The organism is Microbulbifer mixtoriginis (SeqCode) (assembly GCF_052468275.1).
This window is the reverse complement of sequence record NZ_CP174341.1, coordinates 978,998-992,066: the sequence shown is the minus strand read 5'-3', so window position 1 is coordinate 992,066 and position 13,069 is coordinate 978,998. Positions and strand designations below refer to the sequence as shown.

Below are 13,069 nucleotides of genomic sequence, written 5' to 3'. Positions count from 1 at the left end.
AAAATAAACCAATGAAAAATAATTCGTCTCGAGCGCGTGTGATCCAGCTCACAGTGGTAGGCGCAATAATCGGGGCCGGCCTTTGGAGTGCCCCAGCCCTTGCGGCCCCTCAGGATCAGGCTCTGCAAATTCACAGCCGTATCACCGGCACCATTCCCTCTGAAAGTGTATTGCTGGATATGGCCGAGGACATCGCCAATGGCGATCCTGCCAGTGCTGCCTATACGGCAATGCAACACGATGACTTTTACAATGTGACCCTGAAAAATCTGGCCACACCTTGGACTAACGAGGAACAGGATGTGTTTGCGCCGTTAAATGATTACAGCGCAACCGTTATTGGTATGGTCCGGGACGATATGGATTTTCGCCAATTACTGTCAGCAAATATTCTGTATACCGGAAATGTCTCCGGGCTGCCAAGTTACAGTACCAGCAACAATAATCACTACGAAGCTCTGGAAGCTGGTGGTTATTCCCTGAAAGAAAATCTCACCAGACAAAGTCAGTCTTCCCTTAATGGGCTTCCGGCCGATGCTACTGCCGGTGTGATTACCAGTCGTGCCGCAGCAAAGGCCTTTTTTAGTGCTGGCACCAACCGCGCCATGTTCCGTTTTACCATGCTCAACCATATGTGCCGGGATATGGAGCAGGTGCAAGACAGCACACGTTCACCGGATCGAATTCGCCAGGATGTCAGTCGCAGTCCAGGGGGGGATAGCCGGGTATTTCAAAACAACTGCGTCAGCTGCCACAGCGGTATGGACCCTATGGCCCAAGCCTTCGCCTATTACGATTATGTCTACGATGCAGACAATGACCCAGAGGGCAACAACGGGGCACTCGACTATAACGGTGCAGGAGATACAGATCCGGAAACCGGCAGTCGCGTGAAAGCTAAAAACCACATTAATGCGGCAAACTTTCCCCACGGATACCAGCTTCCCGACGATCGCTGGGACAACTATTGGCGTGAGGGCCCCAACCTGCATCTTGGATGGAATAATGCCCTATCCGGTAGCGGTAATGGGGCAAAGTCTCTCGGTGAGGAGTTGGCCAACAGTCGTGCTTTCGCCAGCTGCCAAGTCACTAAAGTATTTCGCCAGGTGTGTTTGCGTGATCCTGAAGATGCCAATGATCGTGCACGTATAGAAGCCATCACTAACAACTTCAGCAGCTCCGGTTACAAACTGAAGCAGGTATACGCCGATACTGCGGTTTATTGCGCGGGAGATTAATAACAATGAAAATTTTTAAGAACCTGCAAATATCTACCCTTTTATGTACAGCAGCATTCCTTGCCGCCTGTAGTGGCGGCAGTGGCAAAGATACAGAAGAGCAGCCAAATACGAACCAATCCAATAACGGCACCAGCTATTCAGGCCCAGCACCGGAAACTGAAGATGTCAAACAGTACAAGCGCTATATCTGGGATAACCTGGCCGAACAGAATCGCTGTGGTAGTTGCCACGTAGAGGGCGCGCAGAGCCCCCATTTCGTACGCGGTGACGATATTAATGCAGCTTACGATGAAGGTCGTGAACTGGTAAACCTAAGCCTCCCGGAAGAGTCACGCCTGGTAACCAAGGTGGGCGGCGGGCACAACTGTTGGCTCTCCAGCGACGATGCCTGCGCTGAAATTATTACCAATTATATTGAAGAATGGGCCCGAGCCAGCGGCGGTCTCAGTAATACAGTCACACTAACTGCCCCAATTGAACGCGATGTGGGCGCGAGCAAGAGCTTCCCTGCCTCCAGTAGTAACTTCGGCACTACCGTTTACCCAGTATTGCGTAACTACTGTGCCAGTTGCCACAGCGAAGATGCCGCGCTCACACAAAAACCCTACTTTGCTAGCTCTGATTTGGATCTCGCCTACGAGGCGGCGAAAAGCAAAATGAACCTGGATACCCCTGCGGATTCACGCTTCTCTGTACGCCTGGGTAGTGAATTTCACAATTGCTGGGATAACTGCTCCAGCAACGCAGCGGAAATGACGGCGGCTATCCAAGCCTTTGCCGACAGCATTGCCCCTACTGAAGTCAATCCGAATTGGATCCTTAGTAAGGCTCTGCTTCTCACCGATGGTATTGTCGCCAGCAGTGGTGGCCGTATAGAAAATAATGCAATCGCCCTATATGAATTTAAAACCGGTAGTGGCACTACGGCTTATGACACTTCCGGGGTAAATCCAGCCATTGATTTGGCGCTTTCAGGCGATGTGGAGTGGATTGAGTCCTGGGGTTTGCAGCTTAAAGGTGGTAAAGCCCAGGGCGCTACGGCAACCAGCCGTAAGTTATACGAAACTCTCACTGCCACCGGCGAATACTCTATTGAGGTTTGGGCTGCACCAGCCAATGTCACCCAGGAAGGTCCCGCACGTTTGGTTACCTATTCCGGCGGTGACGATATTCGCAACCTCACCCTAGGCCAGGCGCAGTACAGCTACATATTCCAGAACCGCAGTGACAGTACCGATGCGGATGGAATGCCAGCTCTGATGACTGATGATGCAGACCAGCTGGTACAGGCGAGTTTGCAGCACGTGGTCGCGACCTTTGACCCGATCAACGGCCGTAAACTCTTTGTAAACGGCGCAGATACTGGGGAAATGGACCCCAGCGAAGCGGGGCTTTTGAGCACTTGGGACGACACCTTTGCCCTAGCGGTTGGTAGTGAAGTAAGTAACGGAAATAGCTGGCAGGGTTCTATCCGCATGCTGGCGATTCACTCTCGCGCACTCTCTGCCGAGGATGTTGCCACCAACTATGAAGTAGGTGTCGGAGAAAAATACTTCCTGCTGTTTAAAGTTGAAGAACACACCGGCATTGCCGAAAGCTACGTAATGTTTACCGTTCAGCAGTTCGACAACTATGCCTACCTGTTCAGTGAACCTACCTTTATCAGCCTGGATGAAAGTGTCGATCCGAAAGGTATCGCTATCGAAGGCATGCGTATCGGTATTAATGGTCGCGAAGCGGAAGTGGGCCAGTCTTGGGCTAACTTATCCGCCGAAATCGATGATAGTTATGTTCCCCTGCAAGGCCAGAAGCTGTCGAGGCTTGGCACCATCATTACCCTCGATAAAGGCCCCCTGGAAGATGAGTTTTTCCTAACTTTCGAGCGTATCGGCAACGCTAGCTTTACTCGTGTAGAGCCCACACCTGCCGAACCACCGGAGCCAGCAGATCTGGAGGCCCAACCGCGTATTGGCCTGCGCCGCTTCGAGCAGATTAACGCCAGTCTCTCTCGCGCCACCAGTATTTCCAGCGCCCATCCGGATGTGATGGAAACCTGGGAAGCCGTGAAGCGCCAGCTACCTATCTCCAGTGATATCAGCGGATTCCTGGCTGCACAACAAATGGGTATCACCCAACTTGCCGTGAAATACTGCAGCACCCTGGTGGATTCCAATGCGCGCGGAGGTTATTTCCCAGGTTTTGATTTTAATGCTCCTGCCAATACAGCTTTTGACAGCGCTAGTAAACGAGCACTGGTGATTGATCCATTAATGGAAAGCCTATTGGGTCACGAAATGACCTGGCATGACGGCAGCCACTCGCAGCTGTCTAGTGCACCAGACCTGGGCACCGTAGAAGCAGAATTAAACAGCCTGATCAACACCATGACTGCCTGTGGCAATGGTTGTGAAGCAGATCGCACCGAGACCACGGTCAAAGCCGTATGCGCCGCCGCCATGGGCAGCGCTATGATCCTGATTCACTGATTAAAAAAACGGGCTGCCGCCCAGGTACGGTTTTAAACACCGTACCTGGGAAGATTAATCACAGCCTAGACAAGATTGTCGAAAGAAAATTTTCAACAATCTGCTAAAAATTTAAAAAATAATTTACCGGCACATCGGATAAAAAATCCGCAAAAAACTATGAGCAAGAAAAAACATTTTGAGCTGGACCAGCCCCTACGCCACCCGGATCACCACCGCCCGGTAACCCGTCGTGATTTTCTCGCCCAGGGCTTCCGCGCGGGCATGGCGACAGTATTAGGTGGCTCTGTATTCAGTATGTTTGCCAACCCACATAATGCCCACGCAGCTCTGTCCGCCGACCTGGAAGACCTGCGCAAGAGTAACGGCGGCCCCTGTGATGTTAGCGCTTTTGGCGCCGGTAAAATTCCATTTATCTGTTTCGACCTCGCCGGTGGAGCCAATATCGCTGGCTCCAATGTATTGGTAGGCAAACAGGGTGGTCAGATGGATTTTCTCGGTACGGCCGGCTACAACAAACAGGGGCTGCCGGGCGATATGATCCCCTCAGCCGGAGAAGGATTTGTTAACACCGACCTGGGCCTTGCTTTCCATAGCGACAGCGGCATGTTGCGCGGTATCTTGGAAAAAGTGAGCTCCGGCACTGCTACCGCTACCAACGGTGCGGTGATCCCGGCACGCTCGGAAAACGATACCGGCAACAATCCTCACAACCCCATGTACGGAATCAACAAGGCCGGGGCCAATGGTTCCCTACTGGCCCTGATCGGCTCTCGCTCCAGTGATTCCGGTGGTAACTCCATGGCTCCGTCGGCAATGATCAACCCTGAAGTTCGCCCAACCAAAGTGGACAGGCCTTCTGATGTTACCGGCCTCGTAGATGTGGGCGACCTGGTGGGCCTGCTCAGCCAGGAAGACACGGTTGCAGTGATGGAATCTATGTACCGTATTTCTAATGCCAAGCTGGGCAAGGTAAACACTCGCGTGGGAGCCGATGCGATTATCAAGGATATGGTGCGCTGCGGTTATATGAAGAGCGCCGACCTGGCGGACCGCTTCGGTAATCCCGCCGATCTAAACCCCGAAGCCGACCCGGATATTGTCGGTCCCTCCGGTATTTTTACCAGTGCTGAACTGAGTGGGGATGGAGAATTCCGCAAAACCGCTTCAACGATGAAACTAGTGGTGAATGGCTATGCCGGTGCCGGCACTATCACCATGGGCGGCTACGACTACCATACTGGCGACCGCGCCACCGGCGAGATGCGCGACCTGCGTGCCGGTCGCTGTATTGGCGCCTGCCTGGAGTATGCTGCACGTCGCAACCAGCCACTGATGATTTATGTCTTCAGCGATGGTTCGGTTTTCTCCAACGGAATGATCGACGACTCTGTCGAAGGTCGTGGCAAGGGTGTGTGGACCGGAGACAATCAGCAAACCGCTGCTTCTTTCTTCCTGGTATACAACCCTGCCGGGCGTCCGCAATTACTCGGTGGCAGCGTCGACGAGCAGGCAAGGCATCAGCAGCTGGGTTATATGCGTTCCTCCGGGGACGTGGAAACGTCTTCAAGTCCCGCCGCCAACAACGTTAATCTACTGGTAGAAACGGTAGTCATGAATTACCTGGCTTTACATGGTGAACAAGATAACTTTGAAAAAATCTTTCCCAACCACGGTCTCGGTAGCGTTACCCTCAGGGACAGCATGACCGCTTTTGCCCCCATAAGATAATGTGATACCGAGATGTTGCGTTTTATTCGATCTCTTCTGTTAGGTGGTGCCGCCCTCTGTGCGGCACCAGTATTGGCCGAGTGGCACTATGCCGAGCGTGCAATCATGGGCACTGAAGTCCATCTTCAGCTCTGGCACGAGAATGCCAGTGAGGCTGAATACCTGATCGAAAAGGTAATGAAGGAATTCCATCGCTTAGATAACCAGTTGTCACCTTACAAGCCAGAAAGTGAACTATCCCTCGTTAATCGCGAAGCAGGCAAAACCGCAGTCAATATTTCCGATGAGCTGCTTTCTCTGGTGGATAAGTCCCTCTGGTTCAGCCACCTGACCGGTGGAGCCTTTGATATCAGCTACGCTACTCTCGGCAAACACTATGATTTCCGCAACAGAAAACAGGCAGACTCCGCCCTTACTGACTCTCTAATTGAGGCGCTGAACTACCGTCACTTACATTTGAATAAAAAGTCCAAGACCCTGCGTTTTGGTCACAGCGAAACAAAAATTGACCTAGGTGGAATTGCTAAAGGGTATGCTGTGGATAAAGCCATTCAAATTCTCGAACAGGCTGAAGTCTGCTGTGCCAGTGTCAGCGCCGGTGGCGATGCACGTATGCTAGGCGATAAACGCGGTGAACCTTGGCTGGTAGGCATTCGTCACCCGCGAGAAAAAAGCAAAAGTGCCGCAGTAATCCCCCTGAGCGACATTGCCATTTCAACTTCCGGTGACTACGAGCGCTTTTTCATTGATGAACAACAAGAGCGTATACATCATATTTTCAATCCAAATACCGGAAAGCCCGCAGACACAGCAGTTGGAGATAGCGATAAATTAATCAGTGTCAGTATTATCGGCCCAAGGGGTTTTGATACCGATCCACTTTCCACCAGTGTATTTGTGCTGGGTAAGAAAAAAGGACTGGCACTCATTGATCGCCTGCCCCAATTTGAAGCAGTGGTTATCGACAGTAACAAACGTCTGTTCTTCAGTCAGGGACTGGCTAATCCACAATAATCGTTACAACGTCGTAAAAAATTTGCCAACGGGATCACACCAGATAGCTGCGCCCCTGACATAATTTGCGCCCATTACACAATAAAGCCAAAAGCAAGCGAAAGGCCTTCCATGGGACGCGTTCTCCAGTTGTTTATTTTCTCACTCGCCCTCTTCACAGGCGCAGCGTCTCAGGCTCAGCAAGAGTCTTTTTCTGCTGAAAAGCTGGAAAATCTAAAGCGTGATGTTATTAAGTTAAACCGGGATTTATTAATCCTGGAAGAAGACCTGCTCTACCCGGCACAAAGCCAAGTGGCTTTTTATGTTTCTGTGGATGTCGGTCACTATTTTCAGTTGGACGCTGTTAAATTACATATCGACAATAAACTCACAGCCAGCCACCTGTATACCGATCATCAGCGCAGTGCTCTTGTACGCGGTGGTATCCAACCCCTGCACAAAGGCAACCTGAAATCTGGTAACTACACCATTTCCGCTTTCTTTACAGGTCTTGGACCAGAGGGACGCGAGTATAAGCGGGGCGCTACTCTAGAGTTGGAAAAGACCGATGAGCCCGTTGTTATCGAATTGCGCATCTCAGATAAAACCGGCAAACAACAGCCGGACTTTGAACTCATTCAATGGCCCACGCCCTGATTACCCATGAGCTACCGGCCCCTCTCCCGCATAATATCCCTCAGTGTCGCTTTGCTAGGTGCCAGTTTACCTACTTATGGCACCGAGACCGAAGTTACTTCGGAAGAAACAGCGCCTCAGGAAAAGACGCAATCCGAAGACAAAAAGTATCGCCAAGCTCAGGATATGTCCTACGGGGCAACCCTGTATGAGTACTTTCAAGGCAATAATTTCGATTCCCTCAGCACCCTTCTTGTCGCCAAGCAACGTGATTCAATTAAAGTTCACCGCGACAGTGCTGCGTTGATCGAAGGGGGAATCAGCCTCAGTTTTGGTCTGCATCGGCGCGCTGCCGAACTTTTCGAACTACAGCTTCAAACCGGCAACCAAGATACAGATTCCAAACTGCACCAGGCAGCCTGGCTGAAACTGGCAGAGCTGAACTATTTGCAGGGTGACTTTTCCTTAGCGGCAAAAAATCTGGAAAAGTCTGGAGCCATAGATTCCTCTACCCTCCCCCTTAACCTGGCCTTGCGCAGTGAAGAAATCTCCACAGCCCAGGAATTCCTTAAAAGAGCCGATCTGCCGCTGTCAGAGCGCCTACTCGGACACATCAATCTAGGCGCAGCCTTAGCCCGAAGAGGAGAGTTAGTTGCCGCCGCCGAGGAATATCGCTTCGCAAGCACACTGGCGACTGAGCAGGATGAACCCTCAGAGGATATCCTGATACTCGCGGACAAAGCGCATATCGGCGCTGGCTACGCTATGGCATTGTCAGAGCAGTTTTCCCAGGCCCAAGCTGAATTTTCCCAAGTGCGCCTGCACACCCCCTGGGCAACCAAAGCTCTGCTCGGGCTCGCTTGGTCTTCGATCAACAGCGAGCAATACCAGGAGGGGGTAGATGCCCTGCGTTTTTTATTGGCAGAACACCAACACAGTCCCGCCGCACGGGAGGCCAGGGTCGCCCTGCCCTATGCCTATGAAAAGCAGGCTGAACGCAATAAAGCCCTAAGCGCCTATAGTGATGCAGCCACATATTTCGAGAGCACATTGCAGCAGCTGCAGCACTTACAGCGGAAGCTGTCTTCAGAACCGCTGGCGGACGCCAGTCAATTTAGCCAGTCACAACGCTACGGCTGGCTACAACTGGCTCAAGCCGCACCCTTACTGCGGGACAACCAGCATTTTCTCTTACCCATTTTACAGAGCGATCAATTCCAACTGCGCCTGTCGGAGCTGCGCGACCTGCAGCAGATGGATAGAGTACTCTATGACTGGTCACAAAAAATTCCACAATTGCATTCATTGATCGAAGAGCGTCACCAAAGGCGCTCCGGCATTATCGGGCAGTACCAGAGCGCAGAGTTTGACCAGCAACTGCAAATCGCCAAGCAACACTACCGCAATCTCAACGATGCCCTGGCCCAAATAGAAGGGGAGCGTGACGCACTGACTCTGCTCGAAGCTACCAGCAACGGGGAGGGTGGCAATAACAGTGAGATATTCGAGATGCTGGAGATACTGCAGGGCGCTGAGCAACGCTATCAACTACTGCGCAGTAACGGTAAGGGGTCCGACTACCAGGGCGAGACCCTGGCTAAAGCCCGTGGCATTTTATTATGGCAAGCCAGCGAACAGTATCATCACCGCTTGTGGCAACAGCGCAAAACTCTGCAACTACTCGAATCCAGCTTGCGCAATGGTGAGAAGCAACTAGGTAAAACCTCTGTAGAAGTGGGCCGCGCACCGCAATTGACCCAGCTAACAGAGCGTCTGGCTAGCACTGCGGCGCAATTATCCGGCCAACGCGCAGCCATAGCCAAAACGGCTTCAAAGGTCGAGGCTGCCCTACGCCGGGATATTATTGCTGAGCTGGAGCGAGAGCAGTCGCGGATTCACAGTTACCAGGCCCACACCCGCCTCGCTATCGCGCGCTTACAGGATGCCTCCATGCTAGAGGCCGCCAGCCAGCCTCCGCCAAAAAACCCTGAGAAAAATACTCAGGTGGAAACGCAAGATGGCGAAAATACTCACGAAAAAGGCAAAGCCACAGTAGAGAAAATAACTGAGGAAAAGACCGCAGAAGCTCTATTGCCCGATAATGAAGGGGGGCAGAGTGAATAGGTTTGGTTCCAGAAGCTTTTCCCTGCGCCTGCTCACTGCCGCTATCTGCTGTATCAGTACCGCCTGCAGCAATCAGTCCGCACTGACACTTGCAGATCTGCCCACGGCCACGGCTGCTTCCACTGAAGAACCTGTATCAGCTCCCCCTGAGTTGATATCGGTTGATCTCACCACTCTCGTGCAGAGCTATCAACAAGCACTGGCCAGCCAGCCAGACCCGCAGATTCGCACACAGATTCGTTTGCGCCTGGCCGATCTGGAAATGGAGCGACTGGAGCAACATCAGGCGGATAACCCGGAAGTTTCAGTCGGTTTTGCCAGTGCGGTGCAGCACTACCAGACACTCGCCAAAGAGAGCCCCCGAGACGACTATATTCTCTATCGTCTGGCGCGAGCTCGTGCTATGGATGGCGAAATGCCAGGCGCATTGCAAGCACTGGAGCGCATCGCCCAGGGCGCACCTGAGTCACCGTTTATGGGGGAGGTTTTATTCCGCCGAGGCGAAGCGGCTTTCAATCGCAAGGAATATTCGGCAGCGGCACAGGACTTCCGCGCATTGCTGGAGAAGGGCGAAAGTCCATTTTCCGATAATGCCCGCTATATGCTCGCCTGGTCAGAGTTTAAATCCAGCGATTACCGCCGTTCCACGGAGATATTTCTCGAGTCTCTGGATATTCTGCAGCAGCGTGCCAGCGAAGCAGAGTTACCTCTGGGCCAGAAGCGCCTGCGCGAGGATAGCCTTCGTGGCCTGGCCCTGAATTTTAGTTATCTGGGCGGTGCCGAAGCTATCGAGTCCTTTAATCCCGATGGCAAACCACGAGGTTATCAGCACCTGCTGTACAGCGCTCTGGGCAATTGGTATCGAGAAAAAGAGTTATTCCGCAACAGCGCGGATACCTATCTGGCTTTTGTTAAGCACTACCCCAATAGCACTGAAGCGCCATCATTACATTTGCAAGCTATTGAAACACTGCAAAATGGCGGCTTACACGATGAGGTGCTTCCAACCAAGCGGGAATTTGTACAGCGCTATGGTATTCGCAGTGAGTATTGGCAGCAGGCAGAGACAAGTCAGCGCGAAGCCCTGGCACAGTCACTGCGCCCCTGGCTTGAGGAGTTAGCCCAATTTGACCACGCGCGCGCGCAGGAACTTGCTCAGTTAGCGACCAAGGCACCGGCTAATAAAAGTAAACAAAAACAGCAGCTCAAAGCTCAGTCTCGCAAAGCTTACCTAGCGGCAGCGGAACTCTACCGGCAGTTTTCACAGACTTTTCCACAGGACCCCCGCACTCCACCAATGGTTTTCCTGATGGCCGAATGTCTCGAGCAGGCTGGCGACTACGCTGGAGCCTGGCGCGCATACAGCCAGGTAGCCTGGGAATATCAAGACAAGAAGCATGGTGCGGAGGCTGGTTATGCAGCCATTCTTAGCTCGGCACAAGTGCATAAAGAAACACCGGGGCAGGATGCCGAGCAAAAAATCCTGTGGCTGGATCGCAACATTGAGGCCAGCCTTAAATTTGCCCAGAGCTGGCCGCAGGATAAAAGAGCCTTACCAGTACAACTATCTGCCGCAGATAAGCTGCTACAACAGTCACGTTTTGCCGAGGCTATTGCCGCCGCACAAGCTGCAGATAAGTGGCAGCCACCAGCGTATAAAGCTCAGCAATTAAATATCGCGATGATCCTGGCTCACAGTCACTTTTCATTGAAAGATTATATGGCTGCGGAAGAAGCCTATACCCGTGCGCTGAATATACAGCCTAAGGATAGCCATTTGCGCGAGGACACACGCAAGCAACTTCAACTTTCCATCTATAGGCAGGCAGAGTTGGCACTTGCGCAACCAGCACTCACCGAGGATGGCAGAGAGATTCCCAGTGAGGAGGCGTTGCGCCACCTGCTGCGAATCAGGGAGAGTGGACGCAGCGAAATTGCAGCCACCGCCCAGTATGACGCGATCAATTACCTGATGGAATTACAGCAGTGGCAGCGTGCCAGTGCTGAACTCGCAGACTTCCGGAGTTTCTATCCTGCACATCAGCTGGCACCTACCCTCGCCGCCAAGGCGGTCGTTATTTTTGAAGCCTTAAAAATGCCTGCCGCTGCAGCCGGCGAATTACTGCAACTTGCCCAAAATGATCCCGACCGAGAAGTACGTCGCCAATCCTTATTCCTCGCGGCGGAAAGCTTGCAAAAAGCAGGTGAGTATCAAGGTGCCATTGAGAGTTACCGTAACTACAACAAGCTCTGGCCAAAGCCTGCTGAACAACGTCTGGAAGCGCAATATCAGTTAGTGCAACTGTACGCGCAAACCAATCAACCTAATAAACAGAATTATTGGCTACAGCAATTAGCAAAAAATTCAGAAAAATCCCCTCGGGGCCGCTACCTGTCCGCCTATTCCCAAAGCGCATTGGCAGAGCAGAGCTATGAAAAATTCGCTTCATTAAAATTGCACTTGCCGCTAAAAACCAGTCTCGCCAATAAAAAGCGCGCGATGAAAACCACCGTGGCCGATTATCGCAAGGTTCTCGAGCTGGAAATTGCAGAGTTCACCACCCTGGCCAATTTCCGTTTAGCTGAAGTTTATCGGCAGCTCAGCCATGACCTGATGGAATCTCAACGCCCCAAAAACCTGAATGACCTTGAGTTGGAGCAGTACGAAATCCTACTGGAAGAGCAGGCCTTCCCCTTCGAGGAAAAGGCGATAGAGCTGCATCAGGCCAATATTCAGCGCACCAGTGATGGAATTTACGACGACTGGGTCAAACGTAGTTTTGCCTCACTCGGCGAACTGTTACCCGCACGCTACAAAAAACCGGAAGCAACCCTGGAGTGGAGCCATGCACTGCATTGATTTGCGCAATTGCCCCAGTGGTATTTTTCGCCTCACAGCAACACTACTGATTCTGGCGACACTCAGCGCCTGTGGCAGCCTTCCACTTGGTAAAAATGCTCAACAGAAGGACGCCTCAATTGAGCATGTAATTACCGAAAACCCCTATTTGGCGAATGCCAAGCGGGTTCCCAAAGAGGCCAGCGTCGCTATGGCTCAGGCACACGAGAGCTTTAACAACGGAGATAGCTCAACCGCAGTGCAGCAGCTACAGCAGGTCATTGAACGCTGGCCAGAGCTCTCTGGCCCCTGGCTAAACCTCGGGATAGTACAGCAGAAAAGTGAACAGGCCGAGCATGCGGAAAATAGCTTTCGCAAGGCGATTGAGGTCAATGACGGTAATGTATTTGCCTGGAATCAGTTGGCTGCACTACTACGTGACGCAGGCCGTTTCGAAGAGGCCGAACAGTGCTACCTGCAGGCGCTGAACCTTTGGCCCGACTTTAGCGATGCGCACCGCAATCTGGGTATTCTCTATGACCTCTATCTAAACAGGCCGGAAGAGGCATTACAGCAATACCGTTTGGCCCAGAGCAGTCGAGAACAAGGAGACAAATTACTCGACGCTTGGATATTGGAACTGGAGCGTAGACTCTGATGCGAGATAAATTAATTATTCTAATGTCCATAATTTGCGCCTGCTTCACCGCCCGTGCGGATGAAATTACCACACTGGAATCCACGGTAATCGGTAGTCAGGAACAGCCCAAAGTGCTGTATATCATCCCTTGGAAGCAAGCCGACAGCCTACAGCGCCTTGATAGTTCTCTGGCCCAAAATTTTAATACCGTTTTCAAGCACCAGGAGCTCTCAGAATTCAAACGGGAAATTCAACTGCTCAGTGCCAAGCCGGTTGTTGAAGAAAAAAATGAATAGAAAAAATAATAATACTCATCAAGCACCACAAACTAATGTAATCGTGCTTTTTTGCTGAAACTCAGTACTCCAGTGGAGCAGGG

At 52.0% G+C, this 13,069-nt stretch carries 9 protein-coding genes; all 9 read left to right on the top strand.

All coding sequences use genetic code 11. The annotated features are described in order from the left end of the window. The first annotated feature begins 11 nt into the window (after nt 1-11). The 9 genes from ACJJIC_RS04470 (at nt 12) to ACJJIC_RS04430 (ending at nt 12,986) form a co-directional block, all read left to right on the top strand. On the top strand, nt 12-1,238 hold the full coding sequence (locus ACJJIC_RS04470; RefSeq protein WP_444910725.1) for a hypothetical protein: 1,227 nt from the start codon (nt 12-14) through the stop codon (nt 1,236-1,238). Nucleotides 1,239-1,243: 5 nt separating this feature from the next. Next, a complete protein-coding gene (locus ACJJIC_RS04465) occupies nt 1,244-3,727 on the top strand; it encodes a LamG domain-containing protein (protein WP_444910726.1) in 2,484 nt (827 codons plus the stop codon). Nucleotides 3,728-3,886: 159 nt separating this feature from the next. Next, a complete protein-coding gene (locus tag ACJJIC_RS04460) occupies nt 3,887-5,458 on the top strand; it encodes a hypothetical protein (RefSeq protein ID WP_444910727.1) in 1,572 nt (523 codons plus the stop codon). Nucleotides 5,459-5,470: 12 nt separating this feature from the next. Then, complete coding sequence (locus tag ACJJIC_RS04455) at nt 5,471-6,472, top strand: FAD:protein FMN transferase (RefSeq protein WP_444910728.1); 1,002 nt, start codon at nt 5,471-5,473, stop codon at nt 6,470-6,472. A 111-nt stretch (nt 6,473-6,583) separates the two neighbouring features. Next, nucleotides 6,584-7,108, top strand: a complete 525-nt coding sequence (locus ACJJIC_RS04450) for an AraC family transcriptional regulator (protein WP_444899595.1) — start codon at nt 6,584-6,586, stop codon at nt 7,106-7,108. 6 nt (nt 7,109-7,114) lie between these two features. Beyond that, a complete protein-coding gene (locus ACJJIC_RS04445; RefSeq protein ID WP_445356522.1) occupies nt 7,115-9,211 on the top strand; it encodes a tetratricopeptide repeat protein in 2,097 nt (698 codons plus the stop codon). Further along, complete coding sequence (locus ACJJIC_RS04440; protein WP_445356521.1) at nt 9,204-12,071, top strand: tetratricopeptide repeat protein; 2,868 nt, start codon at nt 9,204-9,206, stop codon at nt 12,069-12,071. Before ACJJIC_RS04445 ends, ACJJIC_RS04440 begins: the two co-directional genes overlap by 8 nt. Next, nucleotides 12,058-12,708, top strand: coding sequence for a tetratricopeptide repeat protein (locus ACJJIC_RS04435; RefSeq protein ID WP_252083684.1), 651 nt, complete (start codon nt 12,058-12,060; stop codon nt 12,706-12,708). Before ACJJIC_RS04440 ends, ACJJIC_RS04435 begins: the two co-directional genes overlap by 14 nt. Continuing rightward, the gene (locus ACJJIC_RS04430) at nt 12,708-12,986 is read left to right on the top strand and encodes a hypothetical protein (RefSeq protein WP_444899592.1); all 279 of its coding nucleotides are present in this window, start codon (nt 12,708-12,710) and stop codon (nt 12,984-12,986) included. Before ACJJIC_RS04435 ends, ACJJIC_RS04430 begins: the two co-directional genes overlap by 1 nt. Nucleotides 12,987-13,069 lie beyond the last annotated feature (83 nt).

Excerpts from the sequence above, each read along its gene's own strand:
- ACJJIC_RS04470 (WP_444910725.1), top strand. The coding sequence starts at position 12 with ATGAAAAATAATTCGTCTCGAGCGCGTGTGATCCAGCTCACAGTGGTA.
- ACJJIC_RS04465 (WP_444910726.1), top strand. The coding sequence starts at position 1,244 with ATGAAAATTTTTAAGAACCTGCAAATATCTACCCTTTTATGTACAGCA.
- ACJJIC_RS04460 (WP_444910727.1), top strand. The coding sequence starts at position 3,887 with ATGAGCAAGAAAAAACATTTTGAGCTGGACCAGCCCCTACGCCACCCG.
- ACJJIC_RS04455 (WP_444910728.1), top strand. The coding sequence starts at position 5,471 with ATGTTGCGTTTTATTCGATCTCTTCTGTTAGGTGGTGCCGCCCTCTGT.
- ACJJIC_RS04450 (WP_444899595.1), top strand. The coding sequence starts at position 6,584 with ATGGGACGCGTTCTCCAGTTGTTTATTTTCTCACTCGCCCTCTTCACA.
- ACJJIC_RS04445 (WP_445356522.1), top strand. The coding sequence starts at position 7,115 with ATGAGCTACCGGCCCCTCTCCCGCATAATATCCCTCAGTGTCGCTTTG.
- ACJJIC_RS04435 (WP_252083684.1), top strand. The coding sequence starts at position 12,058 with ATGCACTGCATTGATTTGCGCAATTGCCCCAGTGGTATTTTTCGCCTC.
- ACJJIC_RS04430 (WP_444899592.1), top strand. The coding sequence starts at position 12,708 with ATGCGAGATAAATTAATTATTCTAATGTCCATAATTTGCGCCTGCTTC.